The organism is Brachybacterium netajii (SeqCode) (assembly GCF_054114245.1).
The window spans coordinates 191632-213345 of sequence record NZ_JBSYXB010000001.1 but is presented as its reverse complement, the minus strand read 5'-3'; the positions used below and the strand labels follow the sequence as shown (position 1 = coordinate 213345).

At 72.0% G+C, this 21714-nt stretch carries 18 protein-coding genes; 10 read left to right on the top strand and 8 right to left on the bottom strand.

Annotated elements, in window-relative coordinates:
- Positions 1-79 precede the first annotated feature (79 nt).
- Together ACXET9_RS00955 and ACXET9_RS00950 are read left to right on the top strand one after the other, a co-directional pair.
- Positions 80-2176, top strand: a complete 2097-nt coding sequence (locus tag ACXET9_RS00955) for an ATP-dependent DNA helicase UvrD2 (RefSeq protein ID WP_457884003.1) — start codon at positions 80-82, stop codon at positions 2174-2176.
- Positions 2177-2533: 357 nt separating this feature from the next.
- On the top strand, positions 2534-2833 hold the full coding sequence (locus ACXET9_RS00950; protein ID WP_457884001.1) for a WhiB family transcriptional regulator: 300 nt from the start codon (positions 2534-2536) through the stop codon (positions 2831-2833).
- A 97-nt stretch (positions 2834-2930) separates the two neighbouring features.
- On the opposite strand, the gene ACXET9_RS00945 is transcribed toward ACXET9_RS00950, so the two are convergent.
- Positions 2931-3089, bottom strand: coding sequence for a DUF5679 domain-containing protein (locus ACXET9_RS00945; protein WP_457883999.1), 159 nt, complete (start codon positions 3087-3089; stop codon positions 2931-2933).
- Positions 3090-3579: 490 nt separating this feature from the next.
- Between ACXET9_RS00945 and ACXET9_RS00940 the strand changes: the two genes are divergently transcribed.
- Positions 3580-4203 (top strand): SprT-like domain-containing protein, encoded by a 624-nt coding sequence (locus ACXET9_RS00940; protein ID WP_457883998.1) that lies wholly within the window; start codon positions 3580-3582, stop codon positions 4201-4203.
- Between the two features lie 4 nt (positions 4204-4207).
- Here the strand turns inward: ACXET9_RS00940 and ACXET9_RS00935 are convergent, their stop codons facing one another.
- Positions 4208-4762, bottom strand: a complete 555-nt coding sequence (locus ACXET9_RS00935) for an NUDIX hydrolase (protein ID WP_457883996.1) — start codon at positions 4760-4762, stop codon at positions 4208-4210.
- Entirely contained in the window at positions 4759-6285 is a 1527-nt protein-coding gene (locus tag ACXET9_RS00930; RefSeq protein WP_457883994.1) for a zinc-dependent metalloprotease, read from the bottom strand. Before ACXET9_RS00930 ends, ACXET9_RS00935 begins: the two co-directional genes overlap by 4 nt.
- 198 nt (positions 6286-6483) lie before the next feature.
- Between ACXET9_RS00930 and ACXET9_RS00925 the strand changes: the two genes are divergently transcribed.
- The 5 genes from ACXET9_RS00925 to ACXET9_RS00905 all read left to right on the top strand — a co-directional run bounded on the left by ACXET9_RS00925 (position 6484) and on the right by ACXET9_RS00905 (position 14421).
- Positions 6484-7599 carry a YlbL family protein gene (locus ACXET9_RS00925; protein ID WP_457883992.1) on the top strand — a complete coding sequence of 372 codons (1116 nt, stop codon included), beginning with the start codon at positions 6484-6486 and terminating at the stop codon, positions 7597-7599.
- A complete protein-coding gene (locus ACXET9_RS00920; protein WP_457883990.1) occupies positions 7600-8286 on the top strand; it encodes an HAD-IA family hydrolase in 687 nt (228 codons plus the stop codon). It abuts the gene before it with no gap.
- Between the two features lie 203 nt (positions 8287-8489).
- Entirely contained in the window at positions 8490-10172 is a 1683-nt protein-coding gene (gene ettA / locus ACXET9_RS00915; protein ID WP_457883989.1) for an energy-dependent translational throttle protein EttA, read from the top strand.
- 290 nt (positions 10173-10462) lie between these two features.
- Complete coding sequence (gene glgP / locus ACXET9_RS00910; RefSeq protein ID WP_457883987.1) at positions 10463-13024, top strand: alpha-glucan family phosphorylase; 2562 nt, start codon at positions 10463-10465, stop codon at positions 13022-13024.
- Positions 13025-13089: 65 nt separating this feature from the next.
- Positions 13090-14421: an ABC transporter substrate-binding protein gene (locus tag ACXET9_RS00905; RefSeq protein ID WP_457883985.1), complete on the top strand. Its 1332-nt coding sequence runs from the start codon at positions 13090-13092 to the stop codon at positions 14419-14421.
- Between the two features lie 79 nt (positions 14422-14500).
- On the opposite strand, the gene ACXET9_RS00900 is transcribed toward ACXET9_RS00905, so the two are convergent.
- Positions 14501-15607, bottom strand: a complete 1107-nt coding sequence (locus ACXET9_RS00900) for an acyl-CoA thioesterase (protein WP_457883983.1) — start codon at positions 15605-15607, stop codon at positions 14501-14503.
- 70 nt (positions 15608-15677) lie between these two features.
- Here ACXET9_RS00900 and ACXET9_RS00895 point away from each other — a divergent pair, with 70 nt between their 5' ends.
- A complete protein-coding gene (locus ACXET9_RS00895) occupies positions 15678-16160 on the top strand; it encodes an acyl-CoA thioesterase (RefSeq protein WP_457883982.1) in 483 nt (160 codons plus the stop codon).
- Between the two features lie 13 nt (positions 16161-16173).
- Here the strand turns inward: ACXET9_RS00895 and ACXET9_RS00890 are convergent, their stop codons facing one another.
- The 3 genes from ACXET9_RS00890 to pepN form a co-directional block, all read right to left on the bottom strand.
- Positions 16174-16626, bottom strand: coding sequence for a globin (locus ACXET9_RS00890; protein ID WP_457883980.1), 453 nt, complete (start codon positions 16624-16626; stop codon positions 16174-16176).
- Positions 16623-17381 (bottom strand): mechanosensitive ion channel family protein, encoded by a 759-nt coding sequence (locus ACXET9_RS00885; RefSeq protein WP_457884959.1) that lies wholly within the window; start codon positions 17379-17381, stop codon positions 16623-16625. The genes ACXET9_RS00890 and ACXET9_RS00885 overlap by 4 nt, the downstream gene beginning before the upstream one ends.
- A gap of 408 nt (positions 17382-17789) precedes the next feature.
- Complete coding sequence (pepN, locus tag ACXET9_RS00880; RefSeq protein WP_457883979.1) at positions 17790-20345, bottom strand: aminopeptidase N; 2556 nt, start codon at positions 20343-20345, stop codon at positions 17790-17792.
- A gap of 243 nt (positions 20346-20588) precedes the next feature.
- Between pepN and ACXET9_RS00875 the strand changes: the two genes are divergently transcribed.
- Positions 20589-21086, top strand: coding sequence for a beta-class carbonic anhydrase (locus tag ACXET9_RS00875; RefSeq protein ID WP_457883977.1), 498 nt, complete (start codon positions 20589-20591; stop codon positions 21084-21086).
- Here the strand turns inward: ACXET9_RS00875 and ACXET9_RS00870 are convergent.
- A complete protein-coding gene (locus ACXET9_RS00870) occupies positions 21073-21690 on the bottom strand; it encodes a DUF402 domain-containing protein (protein WP_457883975.1) in 618 nt (205 codons plus the stop codon). The genes ACXET9_RS00875 and ACXET9_RS00870 overlap by 14 nt on opposite strands.
- Positions 21691-21714 lie beyond the last annotated feature (24 nt).

The window sequence follows — 21714 nt, the reverse complement described above, 5'->3', positions numbered from 1 at the left end:
TCGGCGCCGTCCTCCCCATCGTGCGGCGGTCCACAGCCCGGCGACGGCTGTCGGCCGTCGCTGGCAGGATGAGGGGGAGATGAACGACAGCAGCCCCCTCGACACGATCCTGACGGCCCTCGACCCCGAGCAGCGCGAGGTGGCCGAGACCTTCGGCAGCCCGGTCTGCGTGCTGGCCGGCGCCGGCACCGGGAAGACCCGGGCCATCACCCACCGCATCGCCCACGGCGTCGCCTCGGGGAAGATGGACCCCCGCCACGTGCTCGCGGTGACCTTCACCGCGAAGGCCGCCGCGGAGATGCGGGCCCGCCTGCGGGATCTCGGCGTGCCGGCCGTGCAGGCGCGCACCTTCCACTCCGCCGCCCTGCGGCAGCTGAGGCACTTCTGGCCGCGGGTCGTCGGCGGAGCGATGCCCGACCTCATGACGAACAAGTTCGCCGGCGTGGGGGAGGCCTGCTCGCGGCTCCACATGAGCGTGGACCGGGCGGCGCTGCGGGACATCGTCGCGGAGGTCGAGTGGTCGCGGGTGTCGATGCTGACGCCGGAGGCGTATCCCGAGGCGGCGGAGGCGTCCCGGCGCCCCGGCGTCGTCGGCTTCGACGCCCGCTCGATCTCGCGCATCCTCACCCAGTACGAGGAGGTGAAGCGTGAGAAGGGGGTCATCGACTTCGAGGACGTGCTGCTGCACATGGTCGGCTTCCTGTCCGAGCGGCCCGACGTCGCGCGCGAGGTCCGCAGCCAGTACCGGCACTTCGTCGTCGACGAGTACCAGGACGTCTCGACCCTCCAGCACGCCCTGCTGAGGCTGTGGCTCGGCACCTCGGACGATGTCTGCGTCGTCGGCGACGCCTCGCAGACGATCTACACCTTCGCCGGTGCGCGGGCGTCGTTCCTGCTGGACTTCCGCAAGGAGTTCCCGAAGGCCCGGACGATCCGCCTGGAGCGCAACTACCGCTCCACCCCGCAGGTGGTGCGTCTGGCCAACACGATCCTCGACGGCGCCCGCGGACGCACCCGCGACGGCCGCCTCACCCTGGTCTCCCAGCGGGAGGACGGGCCGCCGCCCGTCGTGGAGTCCTATTCCGACGACTTCGCCGAGGCGCAGGGGGTCGCCGAGCAGATCGCGGCGATGGTCCGCGACGGCCGGCCCGCCGCCGAGGTGGCGATCCTGTTCCGCACCAACAGCCAGTCGGAGGCCTTCGAGCAGGCGCTGACCGGGCAGGGCATCGGGTACCTCGTGCGCGGGGGCGAGCGCTTCTTCGAGAAGCAGGAGGTGCGCCGCGCGATGGTGTCCCTGCGCGCCGCCACCCGCGTCGAGCAGATCGAGCCGGACCGGGCGGTGCGGGATGTGCTGTCCCAGCAGGGCTGGTCGGAGAAGGCCCCCGAAGGCACGGGCGCGATGCGCGACCGCTGGGACTCGCTGAACGCGATCGTCGGCCTCGCCGACACCGTCCTGAAGCGGCCGGGCGCCGCGCTCGTCGACGTCGTCCGCGAGCTGGAGGAGCGCGCGGAGGCGCAGTCCGCCCCGGTGGTCGACGGCGTCACCCTGGCCTCGGTGCATACGGCGAAGGGCCTCGAATGGCCGGTGGTCTACCTGGTCGGCGCGAGCGACGGGCTGCTGCCGATCTCCATGGCGCAGACCCCGGCCGAGATCGAGGAGGAGCGCCGGCTGCTCTACGTCGCCCTCACCCGCGCCCGCGACGTCCTGACGATCACCTGGTCCGCCGCGCGCACGCCGGGCGCCCGCGGCTCGCGGCGGCCCTCCCGCTTCCTCGAGGGGGCCCTCGAGGCCCCGGGAGGGGAGAAGGGGCGGGGCCGGAGCGGTCCGGTCGCCCGCCGCACGGGACGCCGCTCGGCCACCGTGCTCACCGAGTGCCGCGTCTGCGGACAGGCCCTCGTCACCGCGCGCGACCAGCGCATGGGCCGGCACTCGGGCTGCCCGTCGGAGGCCGATGCCGATGTGCTCGGCGCGCTGCGGGGCTGGCGCCGAGCACGCGCCGCGGCCGCCGGCGTGCCCGCGTACGCGATCCTCACCGACGCCGCGCTCGAAGCCGTCGCCGAACGGGTGCCGGGGAGCGCGGAGGAGCTCGCGGAGATCCCCGGGATCTCCCCGGCGACGGCGAGGGAGCAGGGGGAGCAGGTGCTCGCGCTGCTCTCCCGGCATCGCGAGGCCTGAGCGCCGGGTCTGCTGCCAGGCCCGCGGCCCGCCCCTCGATCGGGAGCGAAAGCGCAGGTCAAAAAAAGATTGGCCCGAGTCCTGGCCGTGTGTAGACTCATGCCTGTCATTCGTCCACGACGTGATCCGGGGAACCGGGGCGCGCGCAGAAGAGAGGGGGTGCTCACGTTGATCGATATCTGGAATCTCGCGATCGGCGGCGCCTCCTTCGGCGCGCCCGATCTGCAGCGCGAACGAGGCTATGCCCTCGCGGTGCCCACCCTGAGCTGACGAGCAACGCTCTCGCTGCGGGTCGGCACCGGTGCCGACCCTCGAGCCTCCACGGCTCCCCCCGACGATCTTCGAAGCAGCGAGACGATGACCTCCACCCTTCCCGGCTTCTCCAGCCTCTCCAGCCTCTTCCCCGCCGTCCTTCCGGCGGACACCCTGCCCTGCCACGACGCCGAGGCCGCGGATCTGTTCTTCTCGGAGCGCCCCGCGGAGCTCGAGCAGGCGAAGTCCCTGTGCTCGGGCTGCCCGCTCATGGACGAGTGCCGCAACGGCGCGCTCGACCGGGCCGAGCCCTGGGGCGTCTGGGGCGGCGCCATCTTCGATGCGGGCCGCATCATCGCCGTCAAGCGCGGCCGCGGCAGGCCACGCAAGAACGCGGCGGCATGAGCCGCCGCACCACCCCGGCGGGACGACGAAGGGCGGAGCACCTCCACGGTGCTCCGCCCTTCGTCGATCGCGCGTCAGTCAGCGCGGCAGGTGCGGATCAGGCCTTGCCCAGGATCCGGTTGAGCTTGGTGCCGCAGGTCGGGCACACGGCCTTGGCCATGCGTCGCCCGTTGGAGACCACCACGTTGCCCTCGGCCTCGCGCTTCTCGCGGCACTTGACGCAGTAGAACTCTCCGGCGTAGGTCTCGTCGGCCATACCCGCTCCTCCATGGATTCGATTTCGAGTGGACATCCCTCTCGCCGTCCGGCGAGAGGGGGCCGTTCACTCTAGCGCGCCCGCAGGGCGGCCCGTCGCACGCTTCGGGCGGGGGAAGCTCATGACGAGCCAGGGGGAAGTGCGTGCGACGGGCCAACGGCGGAGGTCCAGTCGGAGACTTCTGGTCTCCCGGACCGTGGGACCCCGGGGGCGCTCAGCACCACGCGCACCTTCCCCGTGTGCGTCCTGCTAGTTATCCCGGGGTCCCACGTCCAGGGAAACGTAGTCCCTGGAGGGCCCGCCGGTCAAAGACGCATGGGGGACGGGATGTGGACAAGCGGGGCCTGGCTGTGGACGGAGTGTCGACGACGGTGCATGCCGATGTGGAGGAGTGGTGCTGTGCACATCCGAAAGCCCTCTGACCTGCGATGATGGAGGAGTTGGCTGTGGATGAAGATTTTTCCCCGACAGATCGTGCCAGGCTGTGAACATGCCTTCTGTCGAGCTTGTCACCACCGATCTGACCGGGCCGCTGGGCGAGCGGGTGCTCATCCGGCGCTCCGCGCGCCGTCGCCGCACCGTCTCGATCAGCCGCGACCACGGCGATCTGATCGTCGCCGTGCCGGCCTCGCTGTCCCGTCGCCGGGAGCAGGAGACCGTCCGCCGGATGCTCGATCAGTTCACCGCGAGCCAGGAGAGGCGAGCCCCGGCGAAGCGGTCCGACGCGCAGCTCGCCGCCCTGGCCGCAGAGCTCAGTGAGACACATCTCGGTGGCCGTGCTCACCCCGTCTCCATCACGTGGTCGAGCCGGCAGAACCGGCGCTGGGGATCCTGCACGCCGTCTGAGGGCACCATCCGCATCTCCGACCGTCTGCAGGGGATGCCCGACTGGGTCGTGCGCGCCGTGGTCCACCACGAGCTCGTCCATCTGCTGGTCCCCGGCCACGGACCCGACTTCCAGGCGCTCATGGCCCGCTACCCGGAGTCCGAGCGGGCATCCGGCTTCCTCGACGGGATCAGCTGGGCGCAGCATGCGACCGCTGCCGAGCGGGAGCGCTGGGCAGCGGTCGCGGAGACGGATGATGCGGACGACGAGGACGACGACGCCGCCTGAGGCGTCAGGCCTGCCGCGGGTGGGCCTCCAGCTGCACGCGCAGCCGCGCGAGCTTCTCCGGCATGTCGGAGACCGTGCCCTCGGGCAGATCGGCCAGCGGAGCCCAGCGCACGGCGCCGGACTCCTCGCTGACGGCCAGCGGCAGCTCTCCTGCGGGCAGCGGCGCCCGCAGGAGGTACTGGACATCCCAGTGCTCGGTGCAGGCGCCGAACCCGGAATCCAGGGCGTGGCGATGCAGCAGGGCGGGCCCCGGCCCCACCCGTTCGAGATCGCGCAGACCGATCTCCTCAGCGACCTCGCGGCGGGCCGCCTGCTCGAGATCGACGTCGGCGTCCTCGATATGGCCTCCGGGCTGCACCCAGAACCGGCCCTTGAGATGCCAGACGAGAGCCAGGTGCTCGCCCGGGGCGTCGACGACGACCCCGCTGGCGGTCAGATGCCGCGGGCCGCCCTCGCGTCGGAGCGCGCCCGGGTCGGCGCGCACGAGATCGACGTACTCCCGCGCCGCGTCGGGGTCGGGTGAGGCTTCGAGCTGCCGGAGGACCCGCTCGAGGATCATCGGGAGCCGTCGGAGCCGTCGGAGCCGTCGGAGCCGTCGGAGCCGTCGGTGCCGTCGCTGCTCTCGGGGCCCTCGCCCCGGATGCCGCCGCGCTCGTCCTCGTGGGGGGCGTCGCCGCCCTCGCCGTCGAGCAGACGGCGCAGCTCGGCGTCGAAGTCGTCGGGCAGCTCGACCTGGATCTCCTCCTCGGCGGTGGCCTCGGTATGCGGCGCCTGGGGGCGGCCCGAGAGCACCTCGGCGCTCGGGAGCAGGTCCGGATGCTCCCACTTGGCCTCTCGGCCGCTCTCGCCCTCGGTGGCCAGCACGCTGTCCCACCAGGCGAGGGCCTCGCGGACGCGCCGCGGACGCAGCTCGATGCCGATGGTGCTCGCGAGCATCTGCTCCGCCGGGGAGCCGGCGGCTCGGCGACGGCGCAGCACCTCGCGCATCGCATCGAGCTGCGGCAGCTTGCCCTCGAGGGCGCGGGTGGTGACATGGTCGACCCAGGACTCGACGAGCGCGAGGGTGGTGGCGAGCTCCTCCAGCGCCCGCTCCTGCGCGGCCCGTCGCGTGAAGACGAACATCTCCTCGGGACGGCGGGCCTGCATCGCCTGCGGATCGGACAGGTCCAGTCCCCGGACCATCTCGTCGAGGGCGTCGAGGTCGAGGGTGATGCCGCGGGCGTAGTCCTCGATCGCCGAGAACAGGGCGCGTCCGAGCCACGGGGCGGCGTCGAACAGCGCCGTGTGAGCGATCTCCCGGGAGGCGAGGAAGATGCGCGCGGCCCCGGCCTCGAGGCCGTGGGCGGCGATGAAGTCGTCGACGTTGGCGGCGACCAGGGCGGGCTCGCCCTCGCGCCCGAGCGGGAGCGAGAGATCGGTGGTGCCCTCGATCTCGCGCGCGAGGGAACCGATCGCATGGCCGAACTGGACGCCGAACATCGTCCCGCCCATGCGCTCCATGAGAGCGGCGGGATCACCGGGCATCTCCATCGGCATCTCGCGCATCTGCGCGGCCATCGCCTCGCCGATCGCGCCGGCCATGTACTTGGCCACGGGCTCGACGGTCGACTTCCAGCGGGGGAGGGTGCGGTGGGTCCACGTGCCGCGGCTGAACACGCCGAGCTCGCCGGCGGGGACGTCGATCGCGAGCACGGGATCCAGCCACAGCCGGGCGATCTGCGCGGCCTGACGCAGCTCCTCGACCTGCTGGGCGCTCGGGGTCGGGTCGCCGGGGGAGCCCGCGGGGTCGGGCATGCCGGGCACCCCGGCCGTGCCGGCGGCGGTGCGCCGGGCGATGTCCTCGGCGATGGTCCAGTTCACCGGCCCCTCGCCGGAGGACTCGAAGAGATGCTGCATCTGCGCGGCCGCGGCACGCAGCGCGGCCGGGTCCTGCGGCAGGTTCGCCTGCTGAGCGAGCGCGGAGAGGTCCAGACCCTCGAGCGCCTCCTCCGGGAGCGCGTCGCCGAAGGTCTCCTTGAGGAATCGCCGCAGCGCCTCCTCGTCCATGCCTCCGGGTCCGTCCGGCGTCGGGTTCTGGTTCATGGCCACCTCCAGCGGCGGGGTCGAGCAGGGCGTCGCGCTTCAGCGTACCGACGCCCCATGGGAGGACGGGAGGGAGTGCGCGCAGGGCGGAATCGCCCCGGAATCGCCCCGGAACGGTCCGGAACGGTCCGGGGGCGGCCCGACGACCTCCCCTGCGACGCGCAGGGGAGCCGCCGAGGCGTGGGGCACAATGGCCCGGTGACACCAGACGCCGACCCCGACCAGCGGGCCCGCACGGCGATCGGCCGATGGATCGAGGAGGCCCGGTTCCACCGGCCCGTCCTCGCCCTCGTCTCCCTCGCCCTGCTGTGCCTGATGATCCTCGCCACCGCCTTCGTGCCCGTCCCCTACGTGATCGAGAGCCCGGGGCCGGCGATCGACGTGCTGGGGGAGTACGACGACGAGCAGATCCTCACGATCGACGGCGCCGAGACCTATGAGACCGACGGGTCGCTCATGATGACGACGGTCGCCGTGAGCGGCGGCCCCGGCTATCCCGTGACCGCCTTCGAGGTGATGGTCGCCTGGTTCACCCGCTCCGAGGCCGTGCTACCGCGGGAGACCGTCTACCCCGACGGGCAGACCCAGGAGGAGACCCAGCTGACCAACACGGTCCAGATGAACTCCTCCCAGCAGGGCGCCGTCGCGGTCGCGCTGGAGGAGCTGGGCATGGACGTCGAGCAGACCGTCGTGATCGCGGGCGTCGAGACGGGCGCGCCGGCCGACGGCGTGCTCGAGGCGGGGGACGAGCTCGTCTCCGTCGGCGGCGAGACCGCCGCGGACGTGGCGGGCTTCCAGCGCCTGGTCGCGGCGACGACGCCGGGGGATGCCGTGGACCTCGTGGTCCGGCGCGACGGCGAGGAGGTCGAGCTGTCGGTCCCGACCGAGGACGTCGACGGCGAGGCCCGCATGGGCGTGGTGCTGTCCGTCGGCTACGACTTCCCGATCGACGTGGCGATCTCCGTCGGCGACGTCGGCGGGCCCAGCGCCGGGACCATGTTCGCCCTGTCCGTCTACGACGAGCTCACGCCCGGCGCCCTGACCGGCGGCGAGGACGTCGCGGGGACCGGCACGATCTCCGCCGACGGCACCGTCGGCGCCATCGGGGGCATCCGCCAGAAGATGGTCGGCGCCTCCGAGGCGGGGGCGGACTTCTTCCTCGCTCCCGCGTCCAACTGCGACGAGGTCGTCGGGTACGAGCCCGACGGACTGAGCGTCGTCGCCGTGAGCACCTTCGACGAGGCGCTCACCGCCACCGAGACCATCGCCGAGACAGGCACCGTCGAGGGCCTGCCGACCTGTGAGGACAGCTGAATGAGCCGCAAGCGCCGCACCCCGCCCCGCCCCACCGTCGTCTTCGACTTCGGCGGGGTCCTCAGCGCCGGGCACGATCCGGTGCCCGCGATCCACGAGCTCCTCGGCGGCGACGCCGAGGTCCTCGGCCGCGCGCTGTGGGCCGAGCGCCCGGCGTACGACGCCGGCGCGGTCGACGCGGCCCAGTACTGGGGAGCGGTCGCCTCCGCCGTCGGCGTCGCCGAGCTCAGCGCCGAGGAGGTCGCCGAGCTGCAGGCGGCCGACGACCGCTACTTCCTGCGCCTGGACCCCGACTCCCGCGCACTGCTGCATGACCTGGCCCGCAACGGGACCCGTCTGGCGCTGCTGTCCAACGCCTCCGCGGCCTTCGGCGAGTCCGTGCGGCGCGCCGACTGGTTCGAGGCCTTCGTCCTCGCCGTGATCTCCGGCGAGGAGCGGACGGTCAAGCCGGACGCGTCGATCTACCGGATCCTGCTCGAGGTGCTCTCCCACGAGACCGGCGGCGTCTCGGTGCCCTCGTCGGTCATCTTCTTCGACGACCGCGAGGACAACGTCGCAGCGGCGCGGGCGCTGGGGATCGACGCCCACCTGTGGCCCCGCAACGGGGACCCGCTGCCCGAGGGCGCCGTGCACGGCAGCGTCATGGCCCGCGAGGTGCTCGCCGGCCGCGGCATCGCGCTCGACTGAGGATCGGGCGCTCCCCGCCGGCGGCGTGCGGGGAGCGAGGACCGGCGCCGCGGGGAGTCGGTACGATGGTGGACGGCGATGCCCCGTGACGGGGCCGCCCGCGCCCGCTCGGTGCCGACGCACCGGGGCGGGCCCTTGACTGTTCGGCAGTGCCAGATAGATGCACGGCCTCCACCTTTGATCGTCTGACCAGGAGGGATAGCGTGGCGGAATTTATCTACACGATGTACAAGGCCCGGAAGGCCGTGGGAGACAAGGTCATCCTCGATGACGTCACCATGAGCTTCTACCCGGGTGCGAAGATCGGCATGGTCGGCCCCAACGGCGCCGGCAAGTCGACGATCCTGAAGATCATGGCCGGGCTGGATCAGCCCAGCAACGGCGAGGCGCGCCTCAGCCCCGGCTACAGCGTCGGCATCCTGCTCCAGGAGCCTCCGCTGGACGAGACCAAGACGGTGCTCGAGAACGTCCAGGAGGGCATGGGCGAGCTCTACCGCAAGGTCCAGCGCTTCAACGCGATCGGCGAGGAGATGGGCGAGCCCGACGCCGACTTCGATGCGCTGATGGCGGAGATGGGCACGCTCCAGACGGAGATCGACGCCGCCAACGGCTGGGACCTCGATTCCCAGCTGGAGCAGGCGATGGACGCGCTGCGCTGCCCGCCCGGCGACGAGGCCGTCACCCACCTCTCGGGCGGCGAGCGCCGCCGCGTGGCGCTGTGCAAGCTGCTGCTGGAGAAGCCCGACCTGCTGCTGCTGGACGAGCCCACCAACCACCTCGACGCCGAGAGCGTGCTCTGGCTCGAGCAGCATCTGCAGCAGTACGAGGGCGCGGTCATCGCCGTCACCCACGACCGCTACTTCCTCGACCACGTCGCGCAGTGGATCGCCGAGGTCGACCGCGGCCACCTCTACCCCTATGAGGGGAACTACTCCACCTACCTGGAGAAGAAGGAGGAGCGCCTCGCGGTCCAGGGCAAGAAGGACGCGAAGCTCGCCAAGCGCCTCAAGGAGGAGCTGGAGTGGGTGCGGTCCTCCGCGAAGGCCCGTCAGACGAAGTCCAAGGCGCGACTGGCCCGCTACGAGGAGATGGCGGCGGAGGCCGAGCGCACCCGCAAGCTCGACTTCGAGGAGATCACCATCCCGCCGGGCCCGCGGCTGGGCAACCAGGTCATCGACGGCAAGAACCTGAAGAAGGGCTTCGGCGAGCGCGTGCTCATCGACGGGCTCTCCTTCTCGCTGCCGCCCAACGGCATCGTGGGCGTCATCGGCCCCAACGGCGTCGGCAAGACCACCCTGTTCAAGACGATCGTGGGCCTCGAGCCGCTGGATGACGGCGAGCTGAAGATCGGCCAGAGCGTCCAGATCAGCTACGTCGACCAGAACCGCGAGAACATCGACCCGGAGAAGAACCTCTGGGAGGTCGTCTCCGACGGCCTGGACTACATCCAGGTCGGCAAGGTCGAGATCCCCTCGCGCGCCTACGTCTCGCAGTTCGGGTTCAAGGGCCCGGATCAGCAGAAGAAGGCGGGCGTCCTCTCCGGCGGCGAGCGCAACCGTCTGAACCTCGCGCTCACGCTCAAGCAGGGCGGCAACGTGCTGCTCCTGGATGAGCCGACGAACGACCTCGACGTGCAGACCCTGGGCTCGCTCGAGAACGCGCTGCTGGAGTTCCCCGGCTGCGCCGTCGTGGTCTCCCACGACCGCTGGTTCCTGGATCGCGTCGCGACGCACATCCTGGCCTACGAGGGCACCGAGGAGAACCCGTCGAACTGGTACTGGTTCGAGGGCAACTTCGACGCCTACGAGAAGAACAAGGTCGAGCGGCTGGGCGCGGATGCGGCGCGTCCGCACCGTGTGACCCACCGTCGTCTCACCCGCGACTGAGCGGGGTCGAGCGCGAGCGACCGGGGCGGCCCGGGCCGGAGGATGCGTCCTCCGGCCCGGGCCGTTCCGCATGCGGAGCGCTGGAACCCGCCGTCCCGCGCGGCCCCCTCGTCTTGCAAGAGCCTGCAAGCCCGTGCGCCCGCGAGCCGCTCCGGCCGACGGCCGGAGGTTCCGTCCGTCGGCCCGCGGGATCCGCCTCCGACCAGGGGGGATGACGGGCGCGTGAACGGGGCGGGAGCGGTCGCCGAAAGGGGTGCAAAACCGGCGGTCCGCTCGGGTACCGTGGTGCCATGAAGCCGATCTCCACGATCACGGTGTCCTCCGAGCTGCCGGCCGAGCTGGCCCCCCTGCGGGAGCTGGCTCTCAACCTCCGCTGGACCTGGCGCCGTCAGACCGTCGACCTGTTCCGCGAGCTCGATCCTGCCGTGTTCATCGCCAGCGGCGAGAACCCGATCGCGATGCTCCCCGAGGTTCCGGCCTCGCGCCTGTCCGAGGCCGCGCGCGACGAGTCCTTCCTGGCCCGTATGCGCGCGGAGTCCGGGAACCTGCGCACCTACCTGGAGTCGGGTCGCTGGTTCCAGCGGACCGTCGGCGGCGGCGACGCCGCGCCGCAGACCTCGATCGCCTACTTCTCCATGGAGTTCGGCATCAGCCCGACGCTCCCCATCTACTCGGGCGGGCTCGGCATCCTCGCCGGCGACCACCTCAAGTCCGCCTCGGACCTGGGCCTGCCGCTGACGGCGATCGGCCTGCTCTACCAGTGGGGCTACTTCTCGCAGTCGCTCGACCGCGAGGGCTGGCAGCAGGAGGAGTACCGCCACAACGATCCGGCGAAGCTGCCTGTGGAGAAGGTGCTCCGGGCCGACGGCTCGCAGCTGACGGTCTCCGTCCGCCTGCCCGGCGGCCGCGATGTCGAGATCGCCGTGTGGACCGTCCAGGTCGGGCGCATCCCGCTCCTGCTGCTGGACACGGACCTCGAGGCCAACTCCGCGGAGGACCGGGAGATCACCGACCGGCTCTACGGCGGCGACCATGAGCACCGCATCCTCCAGGAGATCGTCCTGGGCATCGGCGGCGTGCGCGCCGTCGCGGCGCACGCGGAGCTCTCCGGACGCCCGCAGCCCACGGTCTTCCACCTCAACGAGGGGCACGCGGGCTTCTCCGGCCTCGAGCGCGTGGGCGCGCTCATGCAGGAGGGCCGCGGATTCGCCGAGGCGCTCGCCGTGGTCCGCGCCGGCACCGTCTTCACGACCCACACCCCGGTCCCGGCCGGCATCGACCGCTTCGGCGCCGAGCAGCTGCGCCGCTATCTCGACGCCGACGAGAACGGCCTGTCCCGTCTGATCCCGGCCCTCCCGGTGGAGGCGGCCCTCGCCCTCGGCACCGAGGAGGGCGGCGAGGTCTTCAACATGGCGCACATGGGCTTCCGCATCGCCCAGCGCGCCAACGGCGTGGCCAAGCTCCACGGCGCGGTCTCCCGCGAGATGTTCCAGGAGCTCTACCCGGGCTTCGACGTGCCGGAGGTGCCGATCACCTCGGTCACCAACGGCGTGCACCGCCGCACCTGGACCTCGTCCGCGATGGATGACCTGTTCACGAAGGCGCTCGGCGATGTCGACGTCTCGGCGCTGAGCGACTGGAGCCCGCTCGCGACCCTCACGGACCACGAGCTGACGGAGGCGCGCCGCTCCCTGCGCCTCGATCTCGTGACGATGGCGCGCAAGCACGTGCGCGACTCGTGGCTGCGCCGCGGGGCCGACGAGGCGGAGCTGGCCTGGACCGACGGCGTGCTGGATCCGGAGATCCTCACGATCGGCTTCGCCCGTCGCGTCTCGACCTACAAGCGCCTGACGCTCATGCTCAACGACCCCGAGCGACTGCGCCGCATCCTGCTGGACGAGGAGCGTCCGGTGCAGATCGTCATCGCCGGCAAGTCCCATCCCGCGGACCGCCCCGGCAAGGAGTTCCTCCAGCAGATGGTGCGCTTCGCGGACGAGCACGGCGTGCGCCACCGCATCGTGTTCCTCCCGGACTACGACATCCGCATGGCCTCGGTGCTCATCGCCGGCGCCGACGTCTGGTTGAACAACCCGATCCGTCCCGAGGAGGCCTCCGGCACCTCCGGCATGAAGGCCGTCCTCAACGGCGGGCTCACCTTCTCCATCTCCGACGGCTGGTGGGACGAGATGAAGGATGACGCGTCCGGATGGACGATCCCGACCGCGAGCATCGAGGACCAGGGCGAGCGCGACCGGCTCGAGGCCGAGGCGCTCTACGAGATCCTCGAGAACCGCATCGTCCCGCTGTTCTACGAGCGCGACGCCCGCGGCATGCAGCGCGGCTGGATGACCACGGTGCGCGCCTCGCTGGTCGAGGTGGCGCCGAGGATCACCGCCGCCCGCATGGTCCGCGACTACGTCACCGACCTGTACCTCCCGGCGGCCCGTGCGGCGGCGGGGATGACCGCCGATCCGTCGGCCCCCGAGGCCTTCGTCGCCTGGCGGACGCGGATCTCGGCGGCCTGGCCGCAGGTGTCCGTGCAGGACGTCGCGATCGGCGGCGCCGAGGGCACGCGGGTCGCCTCGGGCGAGGAGATCACGCTCTCGGCGACGGTCGCGCTGGGCGGCCTCGGGGCCGAGGACGTGCTCGTGGAGGCGGTCCTGGGAGCGGTCGACGCCGAAGGTGAGATCATCGACGGGCAGCTCATCCCGCTGCAGCGCGAGGACGGCGACCGCTGGTCGGCCCGTATCGTGCTCTCCATCCCGGGCGAGGTCGGGTACACCGTGCGCGTCACGCCGCAGCATCCCGCCCTCGCCTCCCGCGCCGAGCTCGGCCTGGTCGCCACCGCCTGACCGCGCGACCTGCCGAGCGGGCGCCCGGGCCGCCGCCCGGACCCGATCGGAAGGACCCCTGCCCCGTGCTCTCCCGTCGTCGTCTGCTGCTGTCCGCGCTCGCGACCGGGGGTGCCGGTGCAGGGGTCCTCGCGGCCTGCTCCCGGCAGCCTGAGGTCGACCTCGGCACGGGGGAGGCCCTGCAGCTGCGGGTGTGGAGCGACGCCGCGGCGAGCGCCTACCGCACCTCGCTGGACCTCTTCACCGAGGAGACGGGCATCGAGGTCGAGATCGAGACCCTGGCCTGGGAGGACTACTGGTCCCAGCTGCCGCTCGATGTCGCGGCGGGCTCGCTGCCCGACGTGCTGTGGATGAACACCGCGCATCTCGCCCAGCTCGTCGCGGCCGAGCAGCTCCTGGAGGTCGGGGAGATCGTCGGGGACGACACGGCGCAGTGGGAGGCCGTCGCCACCGATCTGTACCGCCGGGACGACGGGCTCTGGGGCGTCCCGCAGGTGTGGGAGCGCAGCGTGCTGCTGACCAACACCTCGCTGCTCGAGGCGTCCGCGATCGATCCGGCGAGCCTCGACCTGGCCTTCGACCCGGGCGCCGACAGCGACTCCCTGCGCGAGCTGTGCCGGACCGTCGTCGCCGACAGCGAGGGCCTCGGCATCGATGAGGCGGGCTTCGACGCCTCCGCGCAGGCGGTCCACGGCTTCAGCGCCCAGGCCGACCGCAGCGCGGTGCTCGGCCCCTTCATCGCGGGTGCCGGGGGCGCCTGGCAGGACGAGGAGGATGCCTTCGTCTTCGCCTCCGACGACGGGATCGCGGCCGTCCAGTACCTCGCGGACCTCGCGGCGGCGCACCTCGCGCCCGACGGCGCCTCGACCGTCGCCGACTCCTCGCTGTGCCAGGAGCTCTTCACCGGCGGTCGGCTCGCGCTGTGGCAGACCGGCACCTACGACCTCGGCACGGTCATCACGGAGGTCGGGGACACCTTCGCCTGGAGCGTCGGCGAGGTCATCGCCGGCCCCGAGGGCACGCATCCGCTGGTCCATGCGGTCGCCGCCGTCGGCATCACGACGAAGGACGATGACCGGAGCACCGCCATCGAGCGGCTGCTCGTCTGGCTGGGGTCCGCCGACGGGCAGCGTCCGCTCGCGGAGGCGCGCCTCGGCATCCCCGCCCACCGGGACCTGCACCAGACCTGGGCCGATGCGTGGAAGGAGGCCGGTGCGGACGTGTCGGCGCTCGCCGACGCGCCGACGGACCCGGCCCGCCCCGAGAGCGGGGTGCGCTCTGCCGAGGGCACAGGGGCCGCTCTGCCGATCATCGCGGGAGTCTTCACCGGAGAGACCGACGCCGCGACAGCTCTCCCCGAGGCGCAGACCGCGGCCTCCGAGGCCATGGGCGCCTGACGCTCCGTGGGCGCCTGATGCTCCGTGGGAGGCGGGCGCTCCGGTCGGGATGAGCGCCGACGGTCGGCCGCGGGCAGGATCAGCCGCGAGCGGCCTGGGCCGCGCCGGAGCGGGCGCGGATCATGCCCTCCTGGGTGACCGTGGCGACGAGATCGCCGGCACGGTCGTAGACGTGCCCGTTGGTGAGCCCGCGCCCGCCCGAGGCCGACGGCGAGTGCTGGACGTACAGCAGCCATTCATCGGCGCGCACATGGCGGTGCCACCAGATCGCATGATCGATCGTCGCCATCCGCAAGCCCGGCGTGATCCAGCTCAGGCCCTGGCGCCGGAGGATCGGCTCGAACGGCGTGTAGTCGCTCGCGAAGGCGAGGATCGCGTCGTGCACCAGGGCATCGGCATCGAGGGGAGCGACGGTGCGCATCCACACCATCTGGGTGTCGGAGGTGGTGGAGTCCGTGCCCGCGCCCCGCGGGTCGGGCGCGAGGTAGATCGGCTGCGTGACGTGGCGGATGTCGATGGGGCGCTGGGTCGCCCAGTAGCGGGCCACGGGGTGGTCGATGCCGGCGAGCACGTCGGCCGTCGTCGGGAGGTCCTCGGGGCCGGGGACCTCGGGCGCCCGCTGCTGGTGCTCGAAGCCCTCCTGCCGCTCCTGGTAGGAGGCGGTCATCGCGAGGATCGTCCGCTCCGTCGGGGCGCCGGACTCGCCTGTGCCGGACTCGCCCGCGCCGGACTCGCCTGTGCCGGACTCGCCCGCGCCGGACTCGCCCACGGCGGGCCCGTCGGCGGATGGGCCGGCGTCGGCCCGCTGGGTGGCGAGGACGCGGCGCACGGAGAAGGAGCCGCCGTCGCGGAGGTTCTCGACGCGGAAGCGGATGGGCTGATCGGGGTCGCCGGGGGCGAGGAAGTACGAGAAGGTCGAGTGGATCGCCCGGCCCTCGGGGACCGTCCGTCCGGCGGCGGTGACCGCCTGGCCCATCACCTGGCCGCCGAAGACGTGGCCGCCGGGCTGAGGGGAGGAGTCGCCCTCCCAGACGGCGATCGTCCCCGGCCCGTCGAGGGCGCGGTCCACCGGGAGGGAGCGCAGATCCAGCAGGTCCACGAGCGCCGCGGCGACGGCGGCGGCCCCGTCCGGGGAGGGCGAGGCGGATCCCGCGGCGGCATCGGGCAGGTCGAGAGCACCGGTCATGCCCCGATCGTACTGGTCAGGCGACCGTCGTCCCCAGTCGGACGGGGGCAGGGCTCGTACGATGAGGAGCATGCCTCATCTCGACCTCGTCGTGCCCGTCCGCTGGACCGATCTGGATGCCTACGGGCACGTCAACAACGCCGCCATGGCGCGCCTGCTGGAGGAGGCCCGCATCGCGGCCTTCTGGGACGTCCCCGAGGAGCAGGCCGCCCTCGGCGCCCCGCATCCGCCCGCCGCGCTGCCGGTCAGCGGGGCGGGTGCTCCGATCCAGAGCGTCATCGCCTCGCAGCGGATCGAGTACCTGCGCTCGCTCGACCATCGGCGCGACGGAGCGGTCGTGCGACTGTGGCTCTCGCGCATCGGCGGGGCGAGCCTCGACGTGGACTACCTGGTGCTCACCGCGGACGACCCCGAGGGCCGGTCGCCGTACGCGAAGGCTCGCACCGTCGTGGTGCTGGTGGACGCCGCGAGCGGTCGCCCGGTGCGCCTGGACGCGGACACCCGCGCTCGGCTCGCCGAGCATCGCGGCGAGCCGCTCACCTTCCGCGGCTGAGAGGCCGCCGCGCTCACTGCATGACGTCGGGCAGGAGCTGCCCCTCCATCGGCGCCTCCCCGCCGTCGACCGTGTTCACGAGCGAATGCGCCGCGCGCTCGAGGTAGTCCCACAGGGCCTCCTCGTACAGCGGCGGGAGCTCGCACGCGTCCACGGCGCCGCGCATGTGCCGCAGCCAGGCGTCCCGGGCGGCGGGGGAGACCGGGAAGATCGCGTGGCGGATCCGCAGGCGCGGATGGCCGCGGCGCTCGCCGTAGGTCTTCGGCCCGCCCCAGTACTGCTCGAGGAAGGTCCGCAGCCGCTCCTTCGCCCCGGTGAGATCCTCCTCGGGGTACATCGGTCGCAGCAGGGGATCCTCGGCGACGCCCGCGTAGAAGCGGTCGACGAGCTTCTCGAAGGTGGCGTGGCCGCCGACGGCCTCGTAGAAGCTCGTCTCGGCCGGGGAGGTGCTGTCGCTGGTGCTCACGGGGTCTCCTGGTAGCGGGGGAGGGCGAAGGGGATGTGCGCCTCGGCGAAGGCGATGCGGATGCGTCGGCGCAGCTCCTGCTCGACGTCGGACTTGTCGCCCGGGGTCACCCGGATCATGATGCGACGCTGGAAGCGGGAGCCGTCGACACCCAGGATGCCCGAGATCGCGGGCTCGCCGGTGATCAGGTGCTCCCAGGAGCTGTCCTTCGTGAACGCGGCGGTCACCTCCTGGAGGATCGAGGAGACGCGGGCGTTGTCGGCCGCGGCGTCGATGTCGAGGGTGATCACGGCGTTGGAGAAGCCGCGGGACATGTTGCCGATGCGGATGATCTCGCCGTTGCGGACGGTCCAGAGGGTGCCGTCGAGTGCGCGCACCTGGGTGACGCGGAGGTTGATCCCCTCCACGGTGCCGGTCGCGTACTCGAGGTCGACGGAGTCGCCGACGGAGATGACGTCCTCGAAGAGCATGACGACGCCGGCGACGATGTCCTTGATGATCGTCTGCGCCCCGATGCCGGCGGCGAGGCCGACGACGCCCAGCGAGGCGATGACGGGGGCGACGTTCACGCCGAGCTCCGACAGGATCATCACCATCGCGATCGCCCAGATCACCAGGCGGCTCACGTTGCGCGTCACGTTCGAGAGGGTCTCGGTGCGCTGCTGGCGGCGTGCTGTCGCGGCCTTCTGCGTGCGCGGGTCGCGCTTCACGACGGTGCCGGCGACGTTCGCGAGGCGCGTCGAGGACTCCGACATCGTCGAGAAGAAGCGGCGCAGGAGCCAGCCGGAGACGGCGCTGACCACGGTGGCGGCCACCAGGATCAGCAGGATCGTCAGACCGCTCGAGGCCAGCCAGCGCCAGAGGGAGTCCACCAGCGACAGGGTGTCCTCGACGGTCGGATCGGCCAGGAGCGGGAGTCCCGCGGTCAGGTCGGACGGCGGATCAAGCAGCAGATCGTCGAGCATGCCCCGACGATAGCGCCGGGCCTCGGGGCGCGGCTGTGACGATCCTCCGAGCGTCGGCGGACCGTCCGATACGAGGCGGAACGCCCTGGATCGGGCGGTGAGGACGGTCACCGCCCGGAGCCGCGTGGACGGGCCGCGGTGCGACGGGCCGCGGTGCGTCGGCGCGCACAGCGGCGGTGCGCACCGCGGCCCGCGGGATCAGCGGTGATCCGCCTCGCTGACCCGCAGCTGGCGCGCGACGGTGTCGCGGCCCTCGATCACGACGCGACGGAGACCGAAGGGCGCCTCCTCATGGTCGGCGAGCCAGGCGTCGGCCGCATCGAGGACGGCGGAGCCGCCGTGCTCCGCCGGGAAGTAGCCGCCGGCGAGGCGGTTGGCGATCTCCGTCGAACGGGAGGCCCACACCTCCTCCAGCATCGAGAAGTAGCGGTTCTCGTAGGGGACCAGGAGGGCCGGGTCCACCACGCGGCCGAAGCCGTGGATCACGGCGGTGACGGACTCGTTGGCGAGATCGTCCTGCTCGACGGTGCGGGCCCAGGCGTCGGACTTCGCCTCCGGCGTCGGCAGGGCGGCGCGCGCGGTCAGGGCGCTCTTGCGACCGGACTGGGTGTCGTCCTCGGCGAGGACCGCGGCGATCCCCGCCTCGTCGATCCCGCCGAGGGCGGCGAGAGCGATGACGAGCTTCCAGCGCAGGTCGGTGTCGATCTCGCGGCCGGCCAGCTCCTCGCTCCCGTCCCGCAGCGCCGCGAGCGCATCGCGGTGCTCCTCGGTCGAGGCGAGGCGCGCGAAGGCCTCCACGAACTGCAGCTGCGCATCGGAGCCGGCTGCGGCGGAGCGGGCGAGCTCCAGCAGCGCCGTCGCCGCGGAGGCGGTGCGCGCGGTGCGCTGCGCCGGGGCGGCGTAGGGGCCGGCGACGGCCTCGAGCTGCTGCAGGAGGGTGCGGACCACCGAGGAGGAGGCCTCCCCGGTGATGTTCGCGAGCACGAGCTCCTGGTAGCGGGAGCTCGGCAGCTCGGCGTCGCGGACCATGTCCCAGGCGGCCGACCAGATGAGGGTCCGGGCAAGCGGGTCCTCGATGTCGCGCAGATGCTCCGTCGCGACCGCGAGCGACTCCTCGTCCAGGCGGATCTTCGCGAAGGCGAGGTCGTCGTCGTTGATCAGCCACAGGTCGGCGCGCTCGCCGATCAGCTCGGGCACCTCGGTGAGGCGGCCGTCGACGTCGAGCTCGACCTGGCGGGTGCGCACGAGGGCGCCGTCCTTGAGGCGGAAGGCGCCGATCCGCAGGCGGTGCGGGCGCAGGGTCGGATGCTCGGCGGGCGCCTCCTGGGCGATCGCGAAGCGGGTCAGGGCGCCGTCGGCGTCCTTCTCGACGATCGGGCGCAGGGTGTTCACCCCGGCGGTCTGCAGCCACTGGCGGGTCCACTCGGTGAGGTCGCGGCCGCTCGTGGCCTCGAGCTCGGCGAGCAGGTCCGTCAGCTCCGTGTTGGACCAGGCGTGCTTCGCGAAGTACGCGCGCAGGCCCTCGAAGAACGCGTCCTTGCCGACGTAGGCGACCAGCTGGCGCAGGACCGAGGCGCCCTTGGCGTAGGTGATGCCGTCGAAGTTCGTCTCGACGGCCTCGAGGTCGACCATGTCGGCGACGATCGGATGGGTCGAGGGCAGCTGGTCCTGCTTGTAGGCCCAGGCCTTCTCGGAGGCGGCGAAGGTGGTCCAGGCGTCGCTCCAGCGGGTCGCCTCGGCGCTCGCGAGCGTGGAGGCGTACTCGGCGAAGGACTCGTTCAGCCACAGGTCGTCCCACCAGCGCATGGTCACCAGATCGCCGAACCACATGTGGGCGAGCTCGTGGAGGATCGTGAGGTCGCGGCGCTCGCGGATCGCATCGGAGACCTCCGAGCGGAACACGTAGGACTCCACGTAGGTGATCGCGCCGGGGTTCTCCATCGCGCCCATGTTGTACTCGGGGACGAAGACCTGGTCGTACTTCCGGAACGGGAAGTCGCAGTCGAAGGCCTCCTCGTAGAAGTCGATGCCGCGGCGGGTCACGTCGATGACGTAGTCGGCGTCCACGTGCTCGGCCAGCGAGGCGCGGGCGAACACGCCCATCGGGATCGTGCGACCGTCGCGGACGGTGATCTCGCCGGTGCCGCCCCGGTAGTCGCCGGCGATGAGCGCGACGAGATAGGTGGACATCCGCTCCGTCGGCTCGAAGGCCCAGGTGGCGATGCCCTCGCGATGCTCGAGAGCGATGGGCTCCGGGGTCGGGGCGTTGGAGATGACGCGCCAGTGCCCCGGGGCGGTGACCGTGAGGCGGAAGGTCGCCTTGAGGTCCGGCTGCTCGAAGCAGGCGAACATGCGGCGGGCGTCGGAGACCTCGAACTGCGTGTAGAGGTAGACCTCGTCGTCGACCGGGTCGACGAAGCGGTGCAGGCCCTCGCCGGTGTTCATGTAGATGCCGTCGGCCGCCACGCGCACGGTGTGCTCGCCCGGCGTGAGCGCGGGCAGCGCCACCCGGGCGCCATCGAAGCGGGAGGCGGGGTCGGCGAGGAGCTCGCCGTCGACCTCGATCTCGTGGACGGTGCGGGCGATGAGGTCGAGGAAGGTCTCCTCCTCGGCGGAGGAGGTCAGGGAGATCGTGGTCTCCGTGCGGAACGTCTCCGGACCGGTGGTGAGATCGAGTCGGATGTCGTAGGTCGCGGTGGAGAGGAAGGAGGCGCGGCGGCGCGCCTCCTCGCGGGTGAGATTCTCTGAGGTCATGGATGCCATCCTGCCACCGCCGTCCGGGCGGCTCCGGGGACTGCGGGGAGCGGGGGAGCGGGATGCCTGCTCCATGACCGCTCCATGAACGCCGAAGCATGGCTTGAGTAATGAGTGCCATAAGCTCGGGTTTGGCGTCGGTCCGACGACGCCCGGTCGCCCCGAGTTGGCGATCGCACCCCGGCGATCGCACCCCGATGACCGCACGCCGATCACCGCATCATCGCACCCCGAGGAGTCCCCATGACCGTCACCGCCGAGCTGCTCGCCAGCGCCCAGGACTACGCCGCCGACTTCGCCCATGGTGACCTGCCCATGCCTCCCGGCCGTCACGTCGCCGTGCTGGCCTGCATGGATGCCCGCCTGAACGTCTACGGTCTGCTCGGCCTCTCCGAGGGCGAGGCCCATGTGATCCGCAATGCCGGCGGCGTGGTCTCCGAGGACGCGATCCGCTCCCTCGCCATCAGCCAGCGACTGCTCGGCACGCGCGAGATCGTGCTGATCCACCACACCGACTGCGGCATGCTCACCTTCACCGACGCCGAGTTCAAGGCCGGCATCGAGGAGGAGACCGGGATCCGTCCGGCCTGGGCCGCGGAGGCGTTCGCCGATCCCGCCGCCGATGTCGCGCAGTCGCTGCGCCGCATCGCCGCGAGCCCGTTCCTGCCGCACAAGGACCTGGTGCGCGGCTTCGTCTACTCCGTGACGGACGGGACCCTCCAGGAGGTCACCGCCGCGTGAGGTCCACGTCCCAGGAGTAGTGCTCGGGCAGCGAGGGGACCGGCCAGGACGGGTCGGGGAAGAAGTACTCGTAGCCCGCCGAGAAGGGGTAGGTCCACTCCTCGATGTGCCGCTCCGCCGCGCGACCGGCCTCCTTGATCTCCTCGATCTCCTCGGGGGAGAAGTAGCCGACGCGCTCCGCGCCCTCGAGCTCGTCCTCGTCCTTGTAGTGCCAGTCCCGACGGGGCAGCACGACGAGGTCGAGGACGAGATCGCGCGTGCGCACGCCCTCCTCCGTCCGTTCGTAGGGGGTCTCGAGGTTGACGTAGTAGCAGCCCAGCGAGCCGTCGTCCTTGTAGAACAGCCACACCGAGTAGGGGCGGTCCGGCAGGCCGATCATGAGGATGCCGTTGCCGGTCCACAGCTGCTTGGACTGCAGACGGGGCGCCGTGAACATGCCCTCGTCGCCCGCGCGGCGCAGCGCGGCGCCGGATTCGAGGACCGGCAGCAGCACCTCGGTGCCGGGCGCGATCCAGATCACCACGCCGCGGTCGTCGTCGAGCACGACGGTGCCGGGGCGCACGGTGCGCGTGGGGTGCTGATGGGTGTAGTAGGTCCAGGTCACCTGGTCCCCAGGTGACCACCGTGG